Genomic DNA, 21,958 nt, shown 5'->3' on the forward strand with positions numbered 1-21,958 from the left:
TTTCTTCAGTCTTGGTGCCGATCTATGCCGAATGACACAGTAAAGGGCGGCGAGCTTAGCGCTGCAGCCTCGCCTCTGAGGCGATCTGGCATTGTACTCACCGACAGGCAGCGTCTGGCATGGCTCAGACTGATTCGCAGCGACAATGTCGGTCCTGTTACCTTCCGATCACTGATCAACCACTATGGAACGGCCGAAGCGGCCCTTCAGATGATCCCCGAACTTGCGGCGCGCGGCGGCTCTTCCCGCGCAATCAGGATCGCAACCGTTGACGAGGCCGAACGGGAACTGGAGACAGCCCGCCGCTTTGGCGCCCGCTTCGTCGGCATCGGTGAGCCGGACTACCCGCCAGCGCTGCGCACGATCGAGGGTGCGCCGCCTGTTCTGGCCATGAAGGGTAGCGGCGCTGTCGCGACCCGCCCCTCTCTCGGCATTGTCGGCGCCCGCAATGCCTCGGTCAGCGGTGCCAAATTCACCGCTATGATAGCGCGCGCAGCCGGAAGTGCCGGCTACAGCGTCGTCTCCGGCCTCGCCCGTGGCATTGACACGGCGGCCCATCGCGCCAGCCTTGCCCATGGCACTCTGGCGGCAATCGCCGGCGGGCTGGACAAGCCCTATCCACCTGAGAATGAAGATTTATACCGTACCATCGCCGATGATGGCGGCGTTGTGATCACCGAGATGCCCTTTGGCTGGGAGCCGCGTGCGCGCGACTTCCCACGACGCAACCGGCTTATCGCCGGCGCATCACTTGCAGTTGTTGTTGTCGAGGCGGCGATGCGTTCCGGCTCCCTGATCACCGCAAGGCTTGCCAATGAATTCGGCCGCATCGTTCTGTCTGTTCCCGGCTCTCCGCTTGATCCGCGTTCGGAAGGAACCAACAGGCTGATCAAACAGGGTGCCTCGATCATCTGCGGCCCTGACGATGTGCTTGAGGCTCTGGCGCCGCTGACGCAGATGGAACTGCCCATGTCGCCCGGCGCCGAGGATGGCGAGGACGGGGAAAATCCGGAAGACCTGATGCCGCCAAGCGAAGATGAACGCTCACGCCTCGCCGAAGCACTCGGACCAAGCCCCTGCCATCTTGACGATCTGATCAGTTTTACCGGCATTCCCGCCGGGAAAGTCCAGCTTCTGTTGCTTGAACTCGATCTCGCAGGACGGCTGGTTCGCCATACGGGCGGCATGGTTTCCCTGGCATGAGTGCTATCAAACGACCGTCAAGGCGCGCGTAAATTGCCGTTTCGTAGGAAAAAGACTAAGAATATCGGGAAAAATGGCCTTTTGAATGTAACCGTCTTTTTACGGCCGTACTCGTAATTATAGATCCGGCCACTGCTGAGACTGGGAATAAGGTTACATTTTTGTTTTGGAGCGTGACTGCAGATCGGTCGCCTCAATGTAGGCCATATCGATGAGATAGCTCAACATGTCTTCGCCGGAGGAATCGGCCAGACGTCTAAGCTCACCAAGCATCTGGCGAATATACTCAATGCTGTCAGCGAGATGGACCTGATTTTTGTCATCTGAAGACAATTTCGACATCTTTACTGCGTCCGGTTTGGCGAAAATTACAGCAGGCCTGACCTCCGCCGGAAGCCAACCTGGTTCACCATAACAACTTACCCCACGATTGCAATAAATTAAATAGCACTTATAGGTTGTATTTTGCCATTGCGGCCGAATTTTCGGCGCTGGGGCTTGACCGGACGGAAATCACTGTCCATGTCGGAAGCCAACGGGCCAATGCAAAGCCGGCTTTTTCTTCTCGTGCCGGCTCCCTTGAAAGAATTGAGACAAAGTGATGGACGTAGTCGTTGTAGAATCCCCAGCGAAAGCCAAGACAATCAATAAATATCTCGGCAAGGGTTACAAGGTTCTCGCGTCCTTCGGCCATGTCCGGGATCTGCCCGCCAAGGATGGTTCGGTACTGCCGGATGAGGACTTCGCCATGTCGTGGCAGGTGGATACCGCCTCGGCCAAGCGGATCAAGGATATTGCCGATGCGCTGAAATCGGCCGATGGCCTGATCCTGGCAACGGACCCGGATCGCGAAGGTGAAGCCATTTCCTGGCATGTTCTCGATGTCCTGAAGAAAAAGCGCGTCATCGGCCAGAAGCCGGTCAAGCGGGTGGTGTTCAACGCCATCACCAAAAATGCCGTTCTTGATGCCATGGCGCATCCGCGCGATATCGATGAGGCGCTGGTCGATGCCTATCTGGCACGGCGCGCGCTTGATTATCTTGTCGGCTTCAATCTTTCGCCAGTGCTGTGGCGCAAATTGCCCGGCGCCCGCTCTGCCGGCCGTGTGCAGTCGGTGGCGCTGCGCCTTGTCTGCGACCGCGAAAGCGAGATCGAGCGTTTTGTGCCTGAAGAATACTGGCGCATCTCGGCCGATCTGAAGACCCCGCGCGGCGATGTTTTCGCGACCCGCCTGGTTTCGGCTGAAGGCAAGCGGGTCCAGAAACAATCGATCGGTGATGGCGAAACCGCCAACCGCATCAAGGCCATGCTGGAAAGTGCGGCCTATACGGTGGAAAGCGTTGAGGCAAAGCCGGTCAAGCGCAATCCCGGCCCGCCCTTCACCACCTCGACGCTGCAGCAGGCGGCCTCCTCACGCATGGGCTTTTCGGCTTCGCGCACCATGCAGGTTGCCCAGCGCCTCTATGAAGGCGTCGACATCGGCGGCGAGACGGCTGGTCTGATCACCTATATGCGTACCGATGGTGTGCAGATGGCGCCGGAAGCCATTGAAGCCGCCCGTGCTGCGATTGGTGACCAGTTCGGTGCCCGCTACCTGCCACCATCGCCGCGGGCCTATTCCACCAAGGCCAAGAATGCGCAGGAGGCCCATGAGGCCATCCGCCCCACCGATTTCTCGCGCACGCCAGCCATGGTGAAGCGCTATCTCGATGCTGACCAGTTCCGGCTCTACGATCTGGTGTGGAAGCGCGGCATTGCCAGCCAGATGGCCTCAGCCGAAATGGAACGCACCACCGCCGAGATCACCGCTGCCAGCGGATCCGATCGCGCCGGCCTGCGCGCCGTCGGCACCGTCGTGCGCTTTGATGGCTTTCTCGCCGCCTATACCGATAACCGCGAGGAACAGACGCCCGGCGATGATGGCGACGATGATGGCCGTCTGCCCGAGATCAATCAGGCTGAGAGCCTGGGCAAGGAAAAGGTCAATGCCAGCCAGCACTTCACCGAGCCGCCGCCGCGTTATTCGGAAGCCTCGCTGATCAAGAAGCTGGAAGAGCTCGGCATCGGCCGCCCGTCGACCTATGCCTCGACGCTCGCCACCCTGCGTGACCGCGACTATGTGAATATCGACCAGCGCAAGCTGATCCCGCAGGCCAAGGGCCGGCTGGTAACGGCCTTCCTTGAAAACTTCTTCACCCGCTATGTCGAATATGACTTCACGGCAGGCCTTGAGGAAAAGCTCGACGAGATCTCCGATGGCAAGCTGAACTGGAAGCAGGTGCTGCGCGATTTCTGGAAGGATTTCTTCGCCCAAGTGGAAGACACCAAGGAACTGCGCGTCACCAATGTGCTTGACGCGCTGAACGAAGCGCTGGCGCCGCTTGTCTTCCCCAAGCGCGAGGATGGCGGCGATCCGCGTCAGTGTCAGGTCTGTGGCACTGGCCAGCTATCGCTGAAGCTCGGCAAATATGGCGCCTTTGTCGGTTGCTCCAACTATCCGGAGTGCAATTTCACCCGCCAGCTTTCCGCCGATGCCGAAGCCGACGCGTCGGGCATCAACCCGAACGAACCAAAGGAACTTGGCAAGGATCCGGTCACCGACGAACCGGTCACGCTCAGAACCGGCCGTTTCGGCCCCTATGTTCAGCGTGGTGACGGCAAGGAGGCCAAGCGTTCCTCTTTGCCCCGCGGCTGGAAGCCGGAAGATATCGATTTCGAAAAGGCGCTGGCGCTTCTGTCGCTGCCGCGCGATGTCGGCCAGCATCCGGAGAGCGGCAAGATGATCTCTGCCGGGCTTGGACGCTACGGACCTTTCGTGCTGCATGACGGCACCTATGCCAATCTGGAAAGCATCGAGGATGTGTTCTCGATCGGCGTCAACCGCGCCGTGTCGGTGCTGGCGGACAAAAAGGCCAAGGGCGGCCGCGGGCGTGCCACACCTGCGGCGCTGAAAAGCCTTGGCGACCATCCCGATGGCGGCGAAATTACCGTGCGTGACGGCCGTTACGGCCCCTATGTCAACTGGGGCAAAATCAACGCGACCCTGCCCAAGGGCAAGGATCCGCAAAGCGTGACGCTGGAAGAAGCCCTGCCGCTTCTGGAAGCCAAGGCCGGTGCCAAAAAGGCAGCCGCCAAAAAGACGACGGCGAAGAAGGCAACGGCTGAGAAGGCCAGTGAGAAGAAACCGGCAGCGAAGAAAAGTGCTGCCAAGTCCAAAACCGCTTCAACCGCGAAGAAGAAGGCGCCGGCCAGGAAAAAGGCTGACAGCGCGTCCGCGGGCGAAGCCGAAAGCGGTGACAATTGATCGCAAAACCCCGTTCCGGCAAAAACTTGCCGACAAAATCCGCCGACGCACCGATCATCCATGGTCAGGTGCCGCCGCGTGACGTGCTGCTGCGCTTCATTTCGGAAAATCCTGACCGCGCCTCAAAGCGCGAAATCGCCAAGGCGTTTGGCATCAAGGGTGCCGAGCGCATTGCGCTCAAGGATGCGCTGCGCGACCTCGAAGACGAGGGTATGCTGCAGAAAAAGCGCAAGAGCCTGATGCGCCCGGGCGCGCTGCCACCGGTGACGGTGCTCGACATCACCACCCGCGACAAGGACGGCGAACTGATCGCCCGCCCCGCCGAATGGCCGGAAGAAGAAGGCGCGGCGCCTGCCGTGCTGATCCGCCAACCGCCAGGTGCCGCGCGCGGCAAGAAGGGTGCGCCCGCTGCCGGTATCGGCGACCGGGTGGTTGCCAAGATCTTCCGCTCCAAGTCGGAGACCGGACCGGCCTATACCGCCCGCGTCATCAAGTTGATCGACAAGCGCAAGCTCGCAGCCCTCGGCGTGATCCGCATGATGGAGGATGGTGACGCCCGGTTGATGCCGATCGACCGGCGCGACAGTGAGATCGCCATTGCCGAAGCGGATCTTGGCGACGCCAAAGACGGCGACCTTGTCGAAGTCGACGTTCAGCGCTCGGGCCGCTTCGGCCTGCCGCGCGGTTCCGTTCTCGCCATTATCGGTTCGCTGTCCTCCGAAAAAGCGGTGTCGATGATCGCCATCCACGCCCATGGTATTCCGCATATCTTCCCCAAACCCGTGATTGACGAGGCCGAGGCTGCCAAGCCTGCCGACATGTCAAAGCGCGAGGACTGGCGCGATGTGCCGCTGGTGACCATCGACCCGCCGGATGCCAAGGACCATGACGACGCCGTCTATGCCGAGCCGGACACCCGGCCCGAAAACGAAGGCGGCGTGATCGTCACGGTGGCGATTGCCGACGTCTCCTGGTATGTCCGCCCTGGTTCTGCCCTTGACCGCGAAGCGCTGAAGCGCGGCAATTCGGTCTATTTCCCCGATCGCGTCGTGCCGATGCTGCCGGAGCGCATTTCCAACAATCTCTGTTCCCTGCGCGAGGGCGAGGACCGCCCTGCCCTTGCTGTGCGCATGGTCTTTTCCAAAGAGGGCCGCAAGGCCTCCCACACCTTCCATCGCATCATGATGAAGAGCGCCGCCAAGCTCTCATACCAACAGGCACAGGCCGCGATTGACGGCAGAACCGATGACAAGACCGGCCCGTTGCTGGAGCCCGTCTTAAAGCCGCTATGGGCCGCCTACGCGATCATGACGCGCGGGCGCGACCGTCGCCAGCCGCTCGATCTCGACCTGCCTGAACGCAAGATCCTGCTGAAGGAAGACGGCACTGTGGATCGGGTCGTTGTTCCCGCCCGGCTCGATGCGCACAAGCTGATCGAAGAAATGATGATCCAGGCCAATGTCGCAGCCGCCGAGACGCTGGAACAGAAGAAGCAGGCACTGATCTACCGCGTTCACGACCAGCCCTCCTTGTCGAAACAGGAGACGCTGAGGGAGTTTCTGGCAACGCTGTCGATCCCGCTTGCCAAGGGTGGTGCGCTGCGCGCCAATGCCTTCAACGGCATCCTTGCCAAGGCCGAAGGCAGCCCGCACAAGGATCTGATCAATGAAATGGTGCTGCGCTCGCAGAGCCAGGCAGTCTATTCACCGGAGAATGGCGGCCATTTCGGCCTCAATCTGATGAAATATGCCCATTTCACCTCGCCGATCCGCCGCTATGCCGACCTTATTGTTCATCGCGCGCTGGTCGCAGGCCTTCACCTCGGTGACGGCGGACTGACACGTGAGGAAGAGACGCAGCTAGACGACATCGCCGCCGAAATCTCGACCTTCGAGCGCCGTGCCATGGCGGCGGAGCGAGAGACGGTTGACCGGTTGATCGCCCACCATCTGGCGGGCCGCATCGGCGAAAGCTTTGACGGCAGGGTGGCAGGCGTCACCCGCTCGGGCCTGTTCATTGCGCTTCCCGAATATGGCGCCGACGGCTTCATTCCCGTCTCCACGCTTGGAAACGACTTCTTCGTCCATGACGAGGTGCGTCAGGCGCTGGTGGGCGAAAAAAGCGGGCTTGGCTATCAGCTGGGCGATACGGTCGAGGTGCAGCTTGTCGAAGCGATCCCGCTTGCCGGTGCCCTGCGCTTCGAGATGCTGAGTTCCGGCCGCAAACTGCCCGGCGCCCAGCGCTCGTTCCACAAGTCAAAGCGCGGCCGTGTCCAGCGCGGCGGCGGCGCTGGCAGGAGCCGGGGGCGGCGCTGAACGCCCCCCCCCCCATCCCCCTGAAAGCGGTTCACCTTCAGGTCCGGCTTAAGCCTCAGAGCCTGAAAGCTTCATCAGCACGATCCCCGAGATAATCAATCCGGCGGCAATCAACCTTCCGGGCGTTGCCGCCTCGCCCAGTACGGCAATCCCAACGGCAAAGGCGCCGACAGCGCCGATCCCGGTCCAGACCGTATAGGCGGTGCCAAGCGGCAGGGACCGCATGGAAACTGACAGCAGAACAAAGCTTGCCAGCGACGCGACGATCGTGATGGTGGTGGGAACGAGCAATGTGAAGCCTGCGGATTTCTTCATCGAGAAAGCCCAGACGATTTCCAGCACACCGGCGATTGCAAGATAGAACCAGGCCATGGCGGCCCTCCTTTTCAAAAGTGGGCCGGGCCGTCCCGGAATGATCACGACGACGCGGGTCGTCCCGCGCAGGCCAGGCCTTTAGCCTCGATCACGCAGGAAATCAATGTTCTCACCGCGCCACACCAAGCCAGATCACATGTTTCAGGCCGCGCCGCTTGGCATTGGCGCGCACCATGTGAAGCTCGGTGGTAAAGCCGCTCTTTTTCATGCGCCCGGTAAAGCGCTCATCCGGGCCGGAGGACCAGATGGCCAGCACACCGCTTGCCGTCAGCGCTCTTCGGCTCCGCGAAAGCCCCTGAAAATCATAAAGGCCATCATTATCCGACCGCGTCAGGCCGTCCGGCCCGTTGTCGACATCGAGAAGAATGGCGTCAAAAGCATCATTTGAACCGGCGATCAGCGCGGCAACATCGCCGTTGAAAATCTCCACCCGCGGATCATCCAGACAGCCCTTGAACACCGGCGCCATCGGTCCGCGTGCCCATTTGACCACCGCAGGCACCAGTTCGGCGACGACGACCCTGGCATCCTCAGGCAGAACGGCAAGGGCAGCACGCAGGGTGAAGCCCATACCGAGACCGCCGATCAGCATCACGGGCGCCTTGCGGGCCGCGATTTTTTCAAAGGCAAGCTCGGCCAGCGCTTCTTCAGAGCCGGAAAGGCGGCTGTTCATCAGCTCGTTGGAACCGAGCATGATGGAATATTCCGTGCCGCGCCGCTTCAGCCTGAGCGTGCCGGTCTCACCCGGTATCGAAGCTTCGTCAAGTTCTTCCCATGGAATCATCTGAATGCCCTTCCTCTGACAATGAGGTCTATCACGCGCGCCGCCAGATACTGTCCAGATTTGCGCAAAAATATTTGCCAGCGGGTAAAGTTGGTCTATGAGATCTGCGCATCGAAAACGCGTTTCACCGCAGCGAAGGACAGTTCGTTGTGGCATTTGCAAACGCAGACATGATGCACATGCTCTGTTTCGGCCGGGGTCCGGCCCTCTTGAGGAAATGATACTACATGCCGCAGTCTTCGTCCGAGGCCGCCCCGACGGTCATTCGCTGGCGTTCTCTGGTTGCCGCCATCGCCGCCGTTACCGCCGTCGGAATGGCGATGGGGCTTGGCCTCCCGCTGCTGAGCGTGATTCTCGAAAAGCGCGGTATCTCCTCCTCGATGATCGGCTTCAACTCCGCCATGGCCGGCATCGCCTCGATGATGGCGGCACCTCTGACGACGCGGCTGGCACACCGATTCGGCGCGGCGCCTACCATGGTCGGCGCCATCATCATCGCTGCGCTTTCCGCCCTCGGCTTTTATTACGCGCCGCATTTCTGGATGTGGTTCCCGCTCCGCTTCACCTTTCATGGCGCGATCTCCACCCTGTTCATCCTGTCGGAATTCTGGATCAACGCCGCCGCTCCGCCGCATAGACGCGGCCTCGTTCTCGGCTGTTACGCAACGGTGATGTCGCTCGGCTTTGCCGCAGGGCCGCTGATCTTTTCGGCAACCGGCAGCGCCGGGCTTCTGCCCTTCGCCATCGGCGCCACTATCATTCTGGCGGCCGCCATTCCTGTCATCATCGCCCGCAATGACGGCCCGAGCATCGACACGGCACCGGATCTGCACTTCTTCCGCTATATCTTCGCCGTTCCCTCCGCCACCGCCGCCGTCTTTATTTTCGGGGCCGTCGAAGCGGGCGGCCTGTCACTGTTTCCGATTTTTGCGACTCGCTCGGCCTTTTCCGAGCAGCATGCTGCCCTGCTTCTGACGCTGATGGGGGTCGGAAACCTGATCTTCCAGATCCCGATCGGCATGATCACCGACCACCTGAAGGATCGACGCCAGATGCTGCTGGCGCTGGCTATCATCGGCTTTGTCGGAGCGCTCTCCTTGCCGCTGATCGTGCACAGCTTCATGCTCACAGCGATCGTGCTGCTTTTCTTCGGCGGCTCCATTGCCGGGCTCTATACGGTCGGTCTCAGCCATATGGGCACACGGTTTTCCGGAGCCAATCTTGCCGCCGCCAATGCAGCCTTCATCTTCTGCTATGCCATCGGCACGGTGATCGGCCCGCAGGCCATTGGCAGCGCCATGGATGTGGCCGGCAAGGACGGTTTTGCCGGGGCAATCGCGATTTTCTTTGGCCTTTACCTGCTGCTTGCAGTGGTTCGCCTTGTTTTTCGCCGTCGTCAGTCTTGACTTTTGCGTCAGGATTCGTAGTGTCCCGCCAGACTTCGCCAGGACCGGAATAAGCCGGTCATGGGCGATCCTAGCGAAGCGTTCAGCCCTTCGTATCGAAGCTGGGCGCTTTTTTGAGTTTTTAAGCAAAGTCCGGGCATACCGGTTCCGCATTTCGATGAGAAGGCGGACTGCTCTTAAGGCGGAACGAAAATGGCAAAGGCAACCACGATCAAGATCAAGCTGCTGTCCACGGCTGACACCGGCTTTTTCTATGTAGCAAAGAAAAACAGCCGCACGATGACGGAAAAGATGGTCAAGACCAAATATGATCCGGTCGCGCGCAAGCACGTTGAATTCAAGGAAACCAAGATCAAGTAATCTTCGGTCTTCGGGATTTTTCAAAAACGCGCAGCTCCGGCCGCGCGTTTTTTTATGCCCTATTGCTTACCCTTCTCGCGCGACTTGGCCTGCTTTGCCGCCCGCCGCTCACGATGCGCCATGCGGAATGCGATGACCCGTGCTCTGATCGCGGCAACCCGCAGGGCGATCTCCGCCCGCCCGCGACCGACCTCCTGCAACTCATCGGCATAGGCGATGGCAAGCGCCTTGCGATAGCTCTCCAGCCCCTCCTGCGCCATGGATTGCAGACGCCGCATCACGGACACCCAGAGCGGAGATACCAGCAAGCTGATCGCCGTAATGGCGATGACAAGGCGATAGAGATCCTCCCCCATCGCCCCGGCGGCAAGACCGGCGGCAGCCAGTACAAAGGAAAACTCGCCCACCTGCGCCATGGAAAGACCGGCCACCAGAGCCGTCTGAGGCGACGAGCCAGTCCAGCGCAGCAGCATGACATTTAGCACCGATTTGGCCGCGACAATGGCGATGGCGGCAAACAGCACGGTAAAGAGCTTGTCCCAGATATAGCCGAGGTCGATCAAAAGGCCGATCGACAGGAAGAAGATTACCAGAAGCACGCTCTGGATCGGCTCGATAACGGGGATGATGCGGCTGCGCAGCGTGGAATTGCCAACACAGATACCTGCCAGAAAGGCGCCATAGGCCGGAGAGAGACCGGCAATACCAGTCAGCGCCGCAGCGCCGAAGCACAAGGCCAGCGCACCGAGCGCCAGCAGCTCGACCTTATCTTCCAGCCTGTCGGCAAAAGGCACTTTGAGCTTGCCGTAACGGCCAAAATACCAGAGCAGGCCGGCCATCAGCCCGACGGCAACCAGCACCTTCAGCACCGTGCTCGTAGCGTCAAAGCCAGCACCGCCGAAGCTTGATTCGAAAATCAGCATCGGCACGACGGCGATATCCTGGGCAATCAGCACACCAACAGCGATACGCCCCGCATCACCGCGCAGCACCCCCATTTCATCCAGCATCTTCATCGCCACAACCGTGGAGGACATGGCGATAACAAAGCCGAGAATGATCATTTCACGCGGCGAGGCATGAACGAGCACGCCGATAATGGCCGCCAGTGCCATGGCGCAGACAAGCTGACCGCAAACAACCAGCAGCGCCTGCCTGAGCGACATGACAAAGGCGCGAATCGATAGCTCCATACCGATGAAAAACAGCAGCATGACCACGCCCATCTCGCCAAGAAAGGCAACACTTTCACTGTTTTCGATCAACTTGAAACCGGTTGGCCCCAGCAGTACACCGGCAAGAATGAAGCCGACAAGCGGCGGCTGGCGCAGCCACAGAAAGGCGATACCGGCAATGGCGGCAACCGCAATGACAAGCGCCACGGCAACGAAGCTTGCACCATGGCTGGCGACTTCAGCCGTTTCGGCGACAACGCTTTCCAATCCGGTTCTCCTTCGTGATGCGGTGACGTTGGGCGATCTCCCGAATACCCCTTAGGGCCGTTTGAAACAGCCCGTCCTGAATCGTGCTTCTCGAGTTTGAAGCGAAAGCGTTGAAAAATCGTTCCGCTCCGATAAGACAAAATACCGCAGTCGCACAGCAAAAGAACATCCCGGCGACGTATGAACTTCCTTAGACAAAGGTATGAAAACAAACCGATTTAGGCTCGAAGCTGCGGAGAATAAACATCGCCCCGGCCGCGTGATATTGAGCATGAAGCGCAAAGATTTTGCCGCGATGCAGCAATGTTTTTGCTTCCGTAACGGCTGAAACCATCATATCTTTGCTGAAAACAGGAGGAAACCGGGATGAGCATTTCACGGTCTCTGCAGGCGATTGTCGTCTGCGCAGCATTCGCCTTTGTAGCTATCATGCTGTTCATCTAAAGTCGCATTTGTTTCGCGGCTTTTCAGCCCGCCGGTTTTCCGGCGGGACAAATTGGAACCTTCGGGTGGCCAAACGCTTTTTCTTTTAGTGAGCAGTACCTATCTGATGGATGTGACATGATTGTTTCGCCGCCGCATGGTGATGCAAAATGTCCTTGCCCGCAGCTTTTTGAAAGGCCAGGGCCAGTTCGATGGTGAGGCTTGTGTGAGAAAAGGAGTTTGTCATGTTCGAGAAAGTTTCCACGCCATCCGATCTTCTGGAACGTTTGCGCCCCTCGCGGCCGCAAAGCGTGCAGGATGTGGTGCGTGATGAAGTCAATGCGCTGGCTCTGACCGCCCGTAAACACCCCGCAGCCAGTGGATCCGCTCTGGCCCTTGTCGGCCTGGTCGCCTTCGGCGTCGGCTTTTTGTCTGGCCGGGTTTGTGAACAGGCCCATACGCCGAAGCGCCGCATCTTCCGCCGTCGGCCAAGCCCGCGTGAAAGGTTCAGCGAGGCGGCTTCCCGATTTGCCAAGAAATACAGATAACCGGCAAGAAGCAGACAGAATCGGCACGTTCAGGCACGCGCATAGCTGCGCAATCCTTCGTCCTGGAAGGGAGCAGGGCTTTACGCCCTGCCCTTTCCCGTTGATTGGCCGAATAGCACATCCAGAACCGCTCGGTTCCGTCACTGCAGGCTTTGCAATTGCCATTGGCCATCAATATAGGCCAGCTCGGCCGTCTCTCCATGCTTCACATTTTGAGTCTTGCCGCCGAATTGCAGGTCAACAGCCCAGGTTGAGTTCACCACCAGCTTAAAGCGGGACTGCTCTTCCACGCCTGCGGGCAGTACGATTGCCCCGACCCAGTTACCGTCTGCCGTATCGGCCTCAATCCACTGATGGTTTTGGAACTGCTCATACAGATAGTCGCCAGACCGGTCGAGTTTTTCGAGCGAGCCTTCAGGCAAGACATAATAGTCCTGCTGCGCCCCGATACGCTGCACCATCCAGCGATTGTCGCTGTAAACCAGTTCGGCGGTATTCCCGGTTGTTATGTTTTCTGTCTGACCGTTGAACTGAAGATTGACGGCAAGTGTCGAACCGACATTGAGTAAGAACTTGCTGCCTTCTGCAACATGGTCCGGCAGGATCAGCGTATTGAGCCACCCTCCATCATAGGTGGTTACCGAAATCTTTGGATGATCGACGAAGAGTTCGGTGAGATAGTCGGGCGACTGCAGCGGCTGTAGCTGATCATAGGTCGTCAGCGCCAGATAGGGATTGTCCAGCTTCCAGTCGGCTCCCGCATAGTCCCAATAATTGCCAACCTGTGGTGAGCCAACGAGATCCATACCGCCTGTGCTCATATAGAAGCCATCGACCTTGGCCTGTGATCCGCCAAATCCGCTGTCGACAGGCAATATATCGGTATCCCCATAGTCGTAGTTGAAGCACATATCCGGCCCGCCAGCCTTGGCGTCATAGCCTCTGTCAAAGAAGACGTCTGAGATGGGGTGGCGCCCGCTGCCCATGGCTGGCGTGTACCAGATATTCGAATAGATGATCAGGGTCTGCTGCACATCAGCACAGGAATCATAGCCCGCCTCATAATCCTCCAGAAATGAGGCGGGCATCGGCGGATAATAGTCGGAGCGATTGGGCACCCGGAGCGTAAGGACATCAAAATCCTCGGGAAAGCCGCTGCCATTCCTGCCGGAAATATGCAGCGTATAGTCAAGCGCATCGGGCACGACATGCTCTGCCTTGACGGTGAAGGTATAGGTATCGCCGAGATAGAAGTCATAGTCGGAAAAACAGCGAAGATTGTCGCCTTCCGCTGTCCCCTGATGCGCTTCACCGCAGATACCATAGGGATCCCTGACCACTTCAGGCAGGCCGTAACCATTGTCCCAAAGCGTCATGATCAGCTTGCGCGAATGCGGCGCATCGAATGTTTCGCGGGTCTGCTGCAGCCCGAGATAGCCCGATGTCCAAAACATGGCAGCGTAATACATATAGTGACCGGAGGTCACCGGCGTCACATCGAGCGAAAACGTGCTCCAGTTATGCGGGCCATCAGTCTTGTAGTAGATATAGCGCACATGGCCGCCTGCATTGGCAAAGGGCGTCGCAGGAACGGCCCCCTTGAGCGTGTCGTGAAGCGAAGGTGTCGCGACATTCTCCGCAACCAGCTCGGCAGAAGGATTTGTTTCGGCAAACCAGTAGCCGCGCACAACGCCATTCTCGTCTGTCTCCTCACCATCCGAATAGAAGAAGCGCCCGTCTCCCTCACTACGCGGATAGACATGCAGATGGCAATCCGTTGCAGGCTGACCGGAAGGCAGGGTCGCCTTGGCGACAATCTCCGTCGGCGTCCACGTTTCATCTCCCTGAACATACAGCCGATCTGAAAACAGCGATCCCTGCAGGGCAAAAAGCTGTGACGGCGCCTCAAAGGCGACACGGGCCGATGCGCAATCCTCCCCGGCCAGAACCGGCATTGGCATCAAAATTCCGCCCAGCAGCGCGGCCGCGCAGATCTTATTGCATCTGCCAGCGAAAAAGCGATGCCTGCCAGCTCGCGCGGACACCCTTATTGATTGTATATACAAAGAAGTCGACATCGTTGCTTTTCTCCTCTCAAAGCAAAGAAATGCCACGACGATCATTCCGATCGCCACATGATATCGACGGTTCGTCTCTCAATGAACAGGATGCAGCCCCGCAAAACTGCCGCCACATTGTGTTGTTTTTGTGTCTATCGACTTTCGTTCACGAATCTATCTATTTGCTTTAAAAACATTTTTTAGTACAAAAACGAGACGGGCCGACAGTATCACCTCTGTAGCACGACCGTAGCATCCCGCTTTCGCAGAAGATCACAAGCCTCGGCAATAGCCGCCACGAGATCGGGACAGTGATATTTGGAAAGCACAGCGCGTAATCATCTTATGATTGCATTTACTGACCAAACGATGATGAGAATCTGCCTATCAGGCCTATTGACGAAGCGACGCGCGAAGGTGCTTCCAGCACAAGCACGGAACAATATGGGAGGTCTGTTCCTCCCAGTCGCATTTTCCATGGCGGCTGACAGATCGCGCATCAAACAGGGCATCATGTTTCGCTCACCTGATGCGTTGAAAAAGCAGTATGGGCGTAACCATTTTGACCGGCCGATATTTCCGACAGTCGCAATTTATCGCATGCCGGACCGTTGGCAATTTCACAAAGACCGAACGAAGCCCGCCCTGGAACGCACAGGGCAGTGCAAGGCTGAGCGGCCCAACCCACAGCCCCGGCATTTTGACACGAAACGGGCTCGGCAAACGCCAATATAAAATGATTGAGAGCTGGGGTAATCAAGAGAAGAATGGTCGGGGTGGCGGGATTCGAACCCACGACCCCTTGACCCCCAGTCAAGTGCGCTACCGGGCTGCGCTACACCCCGACCTGCCGTAACGGCCCGTCCCCTTTAGCTTTTCATGTCCCCGCCTGCAAGAGGCAATTTCCGTTTCCCAGACAAAATCGGAAAAATCCCACCTTCCCATCTACGTTACACGGTGCAGGCCGGGCTCCAAAAGAGCCGACGCCATGACTGCCTTGTCAACGCCGGTTTCGCGATAGGGCTGTATCCGGGTGGGCTGAGCCCCCAGCGCAGCAAGCTCTTCAGCGATCCGCGCCGTTTGCGCCGTATCGAGAAGCCCCGAATGCACAGTGGTGCGCAGCTCGTAATCGACCCCGCTCGCCAGCAGTGCCATCAGGCTTGAATGCGCCTTCTCGCCGCTTCGCGGCACCTGCGTGATCGCCTCATAATTCCCAAATGGTGCCTTGATATCCAGACCAACCCAGTCAACCAGCGGCAATAGACGTTTCAGCCGGTCGGGATAGGGCCCTGCCGTGTGCAGCCCGATGCGAAAACCGAGCAGCCGGACATCTTGAATGGCCACATCAAGCCCCGCCTGCGCGGTGGGCTCGCCGCCGGAAAAGACGACGCCATCCAGCAGGCCACGCCGGGTTTCAAGGAAGGCCAGAATATCGCGCCATTCCAGCGCCCCCGCCCGCCCGGCCGGCAAAAGCCCCGGATTATGGCAATAGGGGCAGCGCCACGGGCAACCCTGAAGAAAGACAGTGGCGGCGATCTGCCCCGGCCAGTCACAGAAGGAAATGCGTTCGAAGCCGCCGATCCGAAGATCGGCGGCAGACCGGCCATCAGTCATCGGCACCGGGCTCGACAAAATTGCGGCGTTCGTTGAATTCGCCCTTCTTGCCGATATTGAAAGAGGAGACCGGGCGGTGATAGCCCATCACCCGTGTCCAGATTTCGCAGGGCTGGCGCTCACTGTCGTCAAGCGCAATCTCATCCTGTTTCATAGCAATATTCTGCATGTCCATGTCGTTGGTCCTTCTTAGCAGGCAATGGCCCGGCGCTTCTTCTCCAGCCGTTCGGCATCGCATTTCGGGCAGAACGCATGTTCGCCTGCGAGATAGCCGTGGGTCGGGCAGATGGAGAAAGTCGGGGTGACGGTGATATAGGGAAGCCGGAAATTTTCCAGCGCGCGGCGCACCAGCTTCTTGCAGGCCTCTCCGGAAGACATGCGGCTGCCCATATAAAGATGCAGCACCGTGCCGCCGGTATATTTCTTCTGCAGCTCTTCCTGTAGCGACAGCGCCTCGAAGGGGTCATCGGTGAAGCCGACCGGCAACTGGCTGGAATTGGTGTAATAGGGCTGCTCTTCCGTGCCGGCCTGCAAAATATCTGCGAAGCGCTTCCTGTCTTCGCGGGCAAAGCGATAGGCAGTTCCTTCCGCCGGCGTTGCCTCGAGATTGTAAAGATGGCCGGTTTCTTCCTGGAAACTTACAATCCGGGCGCGGACATGATCGAGAAGCCTAAGCGCCAGCGCCCTGCCCTCTTCAGTGGTGATATCGTCGCGATCGCCGGAGAAATTCCGCACCATCTCATTGATGCCATTGACTCCGATGGTGGAGAAATGATTCTTCAACCGTCCGAGATAGCGCTTCGTATAGGGAAACAGCCCCTCATCAATCAGCCGCTGGATCACCTTGCGCTTGACCTCGAGACTATCGCGGGCAAGGCCGAGCAGCCGATCAAGCCGGCTGAGAAGCGCTGCCTCGTCCCCTTTCGCAAGATAGCCGAGCCTTGCGCAATTGAGAGTGACAACGCCGAGCGATCCCGTCTGTTCCGCCGAGCCGAACAGACCATTGCCGCGCTTCAAAAGCTCGCTCAGATCCAGCTGCAGACGGCAGCACATGGAGCGCACCATGTTAGGCGAAAGCTCGGAATTGAGGAAATTCTGGAAATAGGGCAGCCCGTATTTGGCCGTCATCTCGAAAAGCCGGGTGGCATTCTCGCTCTCCCAGGGGAAATCCGGCGTGATGTTGTAGGTCGGGATCGGGAAGGTGAACACCCTGCCCTTGTCATCGCCGGTCGTCATTACTTCCATATAAGCGCGATTGATCATGTCCATTTCGGTCTGGAGATCGCCATAGGCGAAATCCATCTCCACACCGCCAATGATCGGGTGCTGATCTCTCAGGTCATCCGGGCAGACCCAATCGAAGGTGAGATTGGTGAAGGGCGTCTGCGTTCCCCAGCGCGACGGTACGTTGAGATTATAGATCAACTCCTGGATCGACTGCCGCACATCGTCATAGCTGAGCCCGTCTTTGCGGATGAAGGGTGCCATATAGGTATCAAAAGACGAAAAGGCCTGCGCGCCGGCCCATTCATTCTGCAGCGTGCCGAGAAAATTGACGATCTGGCCGACGGCGCTGGACAAATGCTTTGCCGGCCCCGCCTCGACCTTGCCCGGCACGCCATTGAGCCCCTCGGTCAGCAGCGTCCTCAGCGACCAGCCGGCGCAATAGCCGGATAACATATCGAGGTCATGAATATGCAGATCACCGGCACGGTGCGCCGCGCCGATCTCGCGGGCATAGACATGGGAGAGCCAGTAATTGGCTGTGACCTTGCCGGAGACGTTGAGGATCAGACCGCCGAGTGAATAGCCCTGATTGGCATTGGCATTGACCCGCCAGTCAGAGCGGTCAAGATACTCATCAATGGAAGAGACGACGTCGACGGCCACATGTCGGTCATCACGCAGCGTCGCATGGCGCTCGCGATGGACGATATAGGCGCGCGCGGTCTCGAAATAGTCTGCGGCGACCAGCACGCGTTCGACAATATCCTGAATCCGCTCGATCGAAACCGCTTCCGCGACTGTCACGCCCTGGCTGAGGATTTCAACGACAAGGGCCGTGAGGCGCGACGCCTCGCCCGGACCGAACGCATCCGTCGCAATGGCAGCACTGAGGATGGCCTTTTCAATCTTGGCCGGATCGAAAGGCATATGGGCGCCATTGCGCTTGATGACCTGGCTGGGTTCGGCCGCAACACACCGGCCGGTTTCGGGGGCGAGTTCTCGCCTGGTAATCTGGGGCATTCAGCGCCTCTTCTCGGTAACGAGAGCGCGCTGATCAAAAAAGACGCAAAGCCGCTTCGGGGCGCTGATGCACCCCGTTTTCCCGGATCACGCCCTTGGGATCACCCCGCCCTCAGACAATATCACGTCACGGCAGGTCTCCTGGCTTGCGGGTCAAAAACCCCTGCCCTGCCTTCCCGGAAATGCTCCAGTGGCACCGATGGACATGGATCTCACCGCTTACAGTTGCGGGGGCAGCGCCGGCCTTCAGCCCCGTTTCATAAGGCTGTCACCGGCTTCCCTCTTGGCTTTCGCACCTTACGATGCGAATGACCGCGACACCCCATATAGGCAGCAGATAGCCGCCAAACGCAAGATGTTGAGGGTGCGGCGAATTTGCTTGAAGAAAATCAAACGCCGCTGCAATCAGCTATTACGCACCGCATGGTGATATTTGCGGTAGATATCGTCAATATCGACCGTCGGCTTCGGCGTGGTGATATTCATGCCTTCCAGCGTCTCAAGAATGATATTCGCAGCAGCCAGATTACGGAACCATTTGTGATTGGCCGGCAGCACATACCAGGGCGCATGTTTGGTCGAACAATTGCTCAGCATCGCCTCATAGGCCTCGATATAGGCATCCCAGCGTTCACGCTCGGCATAGTCAGAGGCAGAAATCTTCCATTGCCGCTCCTTGTCCTCAAGGCGCTTTTCGAAGCGGTCCAGCTGTTCATCCTTGGAGATGTAGAGGAAGAATTTGACGATTGCGACGCCATTTTCAGACAGATATTCCTCGAACATGTTGATCTGGTGATAGCGCTTCGACCAGACCTTTTCCGGTACGAGATTGTGAACGCGGGCAACCAGAACATCTTCGTAATGCGACCGGTTGAACACGGCCACCTGTCCAAGAGCCGGCGTTCTCGCATGCACACGCCAGAGAAAGTCATGCAGCTGCTCTGTCAATGTAGGCTGTTTGAAACTCGCAACATAAGTGCCCTGCGGGTTCATCGCCGTAATCACATGCCAGCAGACACCATCCTTGCCGGCAGCATCAATGCCCTGCAGCACGACAAGCAGCGCATGTTTCTTCTCGGCATAGAGCTGCTCCTGCAATGGGGTGATCCTGCCGAGCACCTTTTCCAGCTCCGCCTCGCCTGCCTTTTTGCTTTCGATTTCGCCGTGATAGCCGGGATCGAGCTTGCTCAAGTGAACCTTGCTGCCCGGCTCGACCACCAGATGCTTGCGGAAATCCATGGCCTTCCTCCTTCTGCCCTCAAATCTGCAAAGGCCAGCCGGGGACCGGCCGGCCTCATTGGCAAAGCCTAGCGGTTTAGCCTGGCATTGATAAGCTCAATCGACATGGCACGCCGCGCCGAACGGTTCTCCAGCACGGTATCAATCCCCATGCGGATGAAGCCAAGAATGAAGAGCCAGATCAGCAGATAGCACCAGACAAGCCCGATCAGACGCCAGGGCAGCTCAGGCACCAGAATACCGAAACCACACATCAGCACGGCGGCCACCTGTGTCAGCACAATCGCGATCAGCAGCGGACGGGCCGGGAAAGGCGGCTTGAGGAACCAGTTTTCCTTACGCGCCACCAGCAACAGCAAATGTCCGCCCGCAACGAGCTGCAGGAACATCATAGACTGGATATGCGCCTGATTGGTCAGCCCGAGCCCGGCCCAGCGGGCAGGTTCCGACAGAACCTCCATCCCCATCAGCAGCAGACCGAATGATTCGACTATCGAGGCAAAGCCAAGCACGGCGGCAATCGTCAGCAGGCGCGGCATCTTCCAGCGCACCGGCTGCTCGCTGACCGTGGTGTTGTCATAGGCAATCGTCATGATCGGCACATCATCCAGCAGCGACATGATCACGATCATGATCGGTGTCAGCGGCTGAAAACCAAGGAAGATGGTCGACAGAACGACCAGGAACATGATGTCCATCGTCAGCGCGACACGATAGACGGTATAGGCCGTGATGCGGCCGAAGATACGCCGTGCCTCGTCAATCGCGTTCTGGATCACGGACAGGCCCGGCGCGGTGAGAATCAAAGCGGCGGCACCGCGCGCAGCGTCCGTTGCGCCGGAAACCGCGATACCGCAATCGGCCTGCTTCAGCGCCGGTGCGTCATTGACACCGTCACCGGTCATGGCCACGAGATGGCCAGCCTCCTGAAACGTCTTGACGATGGCATATTTATGCTCGGGAAAAACCCGGGCAAAGCCATCGGCGGCAAGGATCTGATGCGCGATCGGCCCCGGCACATGGTCCGGATCCATATCCGGCGGAAAGACATCCGCAGCCGTCAGGATGTTGGAGCCGAGCCCCAGCTGACGTGCTGTTTCACGGGCAATCGCGGTATCGTCTCCGGTGATCATCTTCACCGTGACGCCCTTTGTGCCAACATTTTCGATGGTCGCCTTTGAATCATCGCGCGGCGGATCGAACATCGGCAGGATGCCAAGCAGCAACCAGCTGGTGCCGCCATCATCGGAACGGGCCACAGCCAGTGCACGATAGCCCTTGGCGCCGAGCGCTGCGACGTCGTCATCAACCTTCTTCGATACCGACTCATCCGCCTTGGCGAGTTCGACAATGGCATGCGGCGCACCCTTGGCCGTCAGGAAAGAAGCGCCGTCCGGGCCGGTGACGGCGGCCTGCGTGCGCTTTGAAACCGGATCAAACGGCGTGAACTTGTCGATCCTGTAGCTCTTCAGCACCGCCTTTTCGCTCAGCGCACCGATGACGGCACTGTCAATCGCATCGGCATCTTCCGCCTTTGAGGCCAGCGCCCCAGCGAGAATGATCGCCTGCGGATCCGTCGCCGCCAGGACGATGGGATCGCCAAGGGTGAGAATATTCTTCGTCAGCGTGCCGGTCTTGTCCGAGCATAAAATATCTGCACCGGCCATTTCATCAATGGAGGTCAGCCGCGAGACGATCGCCTTTTCCTTCGACAGCGCCAGCGCGCCAAGCGCCATGGTGATGGAGAAGACGGCGGGCATGGCGACCGGGATCGACGCGACCAGCAAAACCAGCACGAATTGCAGGATCTCCAGCGCATCCGACAGGCCCCAATTATCCGTTTTGACGATATCAACATAGACCTGAACCGCCACCATGATCATCGCCAGAACCACGGCGACTACGATCAAAAAGTTGCCGATCTGGAACATCGCCCTTTGCGCCTGGCTTGCAGAGCCGGCGCCAGCAACCAGCTTTGCCGTTCGACCGAAAAAGGTTTCAGCGCCCGTGGCTGTCACCACAGCGGTCATTTCGCCCTGCTTCACCACGCTGCCGGAATAGGCTTCATCACCAACATGCTTGGTCACCGGCAGTGATTCGCCGGTCAACGCGGCCTGGTCGATCGAGGCATAGTCACCACCGACCAGACGAATATCGGCCGGGACGATACCACCCAGCCTGATCTTGACGATGTCGCCAGGTACCAAAGTCGCGGCGTCGATGGTAACAAATTCACCGTCCCGCAAGGCTGTCGCCTGCGGCGCCAGCGAATTCTTCAGCGCCGTGAGTGCATTGGACGCCTTGCTATCCTGGAAGAATTCAAGCCCGGCATTGAAGATCAGCAGGCCGAAAATGATCACGAAATCACCGATATCGCCGAGGAACAGCGAAACAAGCGCCGCCGCCTCGATCATGAAGGCGATCGGCCCGACAAAATGGATCGCAACCTTCTTGAACAGGCTTTCCTTCTTTTCGGGCAGCGCATTCGGGCCATACTGGCCGAGCCTGGCTTGCGCCTCAGCCGCACTCAATCCTTTGTCTGGATCAACCTTGAGCGCCGACAGCACAAGCTCCAGTGGCGCCTTGGATAGATTTTCCCTGCCTTCATCTGCCATTGCAAATCTCCGCTAAAAGCCCC

Annotated in this window: 16 protein-coding genes, 1 tRNA gene and 1 riboswitch; of the genes, 6 read left to right on the plus strand and 11 right to left on the minus strand. The window is 58.7% G+C overall.

Going from position 1 to position 21,958, the window contains the following annotated elements:
* Positions 1–24: 24 nt before the first annotated feature.
* A complete protein-coding gene (gene dprA / locus FJU08_RS18475; RefSeq protein WP_141150526.1) occupies positions 25–1,203 on the plus strand; it encodes a DNA-processing protein DprA in 1,179 nt (392 codons plus the stop codon).
* Positions 1,204–1,356: 153 nt separating this feature from the next.
* Here the strand turns inward: dprA and FJU08_RS18480 are convergent, their stop codons facing one another.
* Positions 1,357–1,536, minus strand: a complete 180-nt coding sequence (locus FJU08_RS18480; RefSeq protein WP_328592423.1) for a hypothetical protein — start codon at positions 1,534–1,536, stop codon at positions 1,357–1,359.
* Between the two features lie 268 nt (positions 1,537–1,804).
* Here FJU08_RS18480 and topA point away from each other — a divergent pair, with 268 nt between their 5' ends.
* Positions 1,805–4,507 (plus strand): type I DNA topoisomerase, encoded by a 2,703-nt coding sequence (gene topA / locus FJU08_RS18485; RefSeq protein ID WP_141150528.1) that lies wholly within the window; start codon positions 1,805–1,807, stop codon positions 4,505–4,507.
* A 26-nt stretch (positions 4,508–4,533) separates the two neighbouring features.
* Entirely contained in the window at positions 4,534–6,822 is a 2,289-nt protein-coding gene (gene rnr, locus FJU08_RS18490; RefSeq protein WP_235890822.1) for a ribonuclease R, read from the plus strand.
* A gap of 48 nt (positions 6,823–6,870) precedes the next feature.
* Here rnr and FJU08_RS18495 read toward each other — a convergent pair whose 3' ends face one another.
* Both FJU08_RS18495 and FJU08_RS18500 read right to left on the minus strand, forming a co-directional pair.
* A complete protein-coding gene (locus tag FJU08_RS18495) occupies positions 6,871–7,194 on the minus strand; it encodes a DMT family transporter (RefSeq protein ID WP_141150530.1) in 324 nt (107 codons plus the stop codon).
* 112 nt (positions 7,195–7,306) lie between these two features.
* The gene (locus tag FJU08_RS18500) at positions 7,307–7,981 is read right to left on the minus strand and encodes a spermidine synthase (RefSeq protein ID WP_141150531.1); all 675 of its coding nucleotides are present in this window, start codon (positions 7,979–7,981) and stop codon (positions 7,307–7,309) included.
* Positions 7,982–8,208: 227 nt separating this feature from the next.
* Here FJU08_RS18500 and FJU08_RS18505 point away from each other — a divergent pair, with 227 nt between their 5' ends.
* The gene (locus tag FJU08_RS18505) at positions 8,209–9,387 is read left to right on the plus strand and encodes an MFS transporter (RefSeq protein WP_141150532.1); all 1,179 of its coding nucleotides are present in this window, start codon (positions 8,209–8,211) and stop codon (positions 9,385–9,387) included.
* A gap of 192 nt (positions 9,388–9,579) precedes the next feature.
* A complete protein-coding gene (gene rpmG / locus FJU08_RS18510; RefSeq protein WP_141150533.1) occupies positions 9,580–9,747 on the plus strand; it encodes a 50S ribosomal protein L33 in 168 nt (55 codons plus the stop codon).
* Between the two features lie 59 nt (positions 9,748–9,806).
* Here rpmG and FJU08_RS18515 read toward each other — a convergent pair whose 3' ends face one another.
* Positions 9,807–11,189, minus strand: coding sequence for a cation:proton antiporter (locus FJU08_RS18515; protein ID WP_141150534.1), 1,383 nt, complete (start codon positions 11,187–11,189; stop codon positions 9,807–9,809).
* A gap of 668 nt (positions 11,190–11,857) precedes the next feature.
* Here FJU08_RS18515 and FJU08_RS18520 point away from each other — a divergent pair.
* Positions 11,858–12,160 carry a hypothetical protein gene (locus FJU08_RS18520; protein ID WP_141150535.1) on the plus strand — a complete coding sequence of 101 codons (303 nt, stop codon included), beginning with the start codon at positions 11,858–11,860 and terminating at the stop codon, positions 12,158–12,160.
* Between the two features lie 140 nt (positions 12,161–12,300).
* On the opposite strand, the gene FJU08_RS18525 is transcribed toward FJU08_RS18520, so the two are convergent.
* The 7 genes from FJU08_RS18525 to FJU08_RS18555 form a co-directional block, all read right to left on the minus strand.
* Positions 12,301–14,121: a DUF3472 domain-containing protein gene (locus tag FJU08_RS18525; protein WP_141150536.1), complete on the minus strand. Its 1,821-nt coding sequence runs from the start codon at positions 14,119–14,121 to the stop codon at positions 12,301–12,303.
* A gap of 867 nt (positions 14,122–14,988) precedes the next feature.
* A tRNA-Pro gene (locus tag FJU08_RS18530) sits at positions 14,989–15,065 on the minus strand.
* A gap of 100 nt (positions 15,066–15,165) precedes the next feature.
* Entirely contained in the window at positions 15,166–15,834 is a 669-nt protein-coding gene (locus FJU08_RS18535) for an anaerobic ribonucleoside-triphosphate reductase activating protein (RefSeq protein ID WP_141150537.1), read from the minus strand.
* The gene (gene nrdD, locus FJU08_RS18540; RefSeq protein WP_141150538.1) at positions 15,827–16,009 is read right to left on the minus strand and encodes an anaerobic ribonucleoside-triphosphate reductase; all 183 of its coding nucleotides are present in this window, start codon (positions 16,007–16,009) and stop codon (positions 15,827–15,829) included. The genes FJU08_RS18535 and nrdD overlap by 8 nt, the downstream gene beginning before the upstream one ends.
* A 14-nt stretch (positions 16,010–16,023) precedes the next feature.
* Complete coding sequence (locus FJU08_RS18545; RefSeq protein ID WP_141150539.1) at positions 16,024–18,081, minus strand: ribonucleoside triphosphate reductase; 2,058 nt, start codon at positions 18,079–18,081, stop codon at positions 16,024–16,026.
* Positions 18,082–18,195: 114 nt separating this feature from the next.
* A riboswitch (cobalamin riboswitch) is annotated at positions 18,196–18,413 on the minus strand.
* A gap of 73 nt (positions 18,414–18,486) precedes the next feature.
* Complete coding sequence (locus tag FJU08_RS18550; RefSeq protein WP_141150540.1) at positions 18,487–19,320, minus strand: polyphosphate kinase 2 family protein; 834 nt, start codon at positions 19,318–19,320, stop codon at positions 18,487–18,489.
* A gap of 68 nt (positions 19,321–19,388) precedes the next feature.
* Positions 19,389–21,935 (minus strand): plasma-membrane proton-efflux P-type ATPase, encoded by a 2,547-nt coding sequence (locus FJU08_RS18555; RefSeq protein WP_141150541.1) that lies wholly within the window; start codon positions 21,933–21,935, stop codon positions 19,389–19,391.
* Positions 21,936–21,958 lie beyond the last annotated feature (23 nt).

The organism is Martelella alba (genome assembly GCF_006516955.1).
GTDB classification, from domain to species: Bacteria; Pseudomonadota; Alphaproteobacteria; order Rhizobiales; family Rhizobiaceae; genus Martelella; species Martelella alba.

Coding starts and splice junctions, on each gene's coding strand:
- FJU08_RS18505 (WP_141150532.1), top strand. CDS start 8,209: ATGCCGCAGTCTTCGTCCGAGGCCGCCCCGACGGTCATTCGCTGGCGT.
- FJU08_RS18500 (WP_141150531.1), bottom strand. CDS start 7,981: ATGATTCCATGGGAAGAACTTGACGAAGCTTCGATACCGGGTGAGACC.
- FJU08_RS18535 (WP_141150537.1), bottom strand. CDS start 15,834: ATGACTGATGGCCGGTCTGCCGCCGATCTTCGGATCGGCGGCTTCGAA.
- topA (WP_141150528.1), top strand. CDS start 1,805: ATGGACGTAGTCGTTGTAGAATCCCCAGCGAAAGCCAAGACAATCAAT.
- nrdD (WP_141150538.1), bottom strand. CDS start 16,009: ATGGACATGCAGAATATTGCTATGAAACAGGATGAGATTGCGCTTGAC.
- dprA (WP_141150526.1), top strand. CDS start 25: ATGCCGAATGACACAGTAAAGGGCGGCGAGCTTAGCGCTGCAGCCTCG.
- FJU08_RS18555 (WP_141150541.1), bottom strand. CDS start 21,935: ATGGCAGATGAAGGCAGGGAAAATCTATCCAAGGCGCCACTGGAGCTT.
- rpmG (WP_141150533.1), top strand. CDS start 9,580: ATGGCAAAGGCAACCACGATCAAGATCAAGCTGCTGTCCACGGCTGAC.
- FJU08_RS18550 (WP_141150540.1), bottom strand. CDS start 19,320: ATGGATTTCCGCAAGCATCTGGTGGTCGAGCCGGGCAGCAAGGTTCAC.
- FJU08_RS18495 (WP_141150530.1), bottom strand. CDS start 7,194: ATGGCCTGGTTCTATCTTGCAATCGCCGGTGTGCTGGAAATCGTCTGG.
- FJU08_RS18520 (WP_141150535.1), top strand. CDS start 11,858: ATGTTCGAGAAAGTTTCCACGCCATCCGATCTTCTGGAACGTTTGCGC.
- FJU08_RS18545 (WP_141150539.1), bottom strand. CDS start 18,081: ATGCCCCAGATTACCAGGCGAGAACTCGCCCCCGAAACCGGCCGGTGT.
- FJU08_RS18525 (WP_141150536.1), bottom strand. CDS start 14,121: ATGCCAATGCCGGTTCTGGCCGGGGAGGATTGCGCATCGGCCCGTGTC.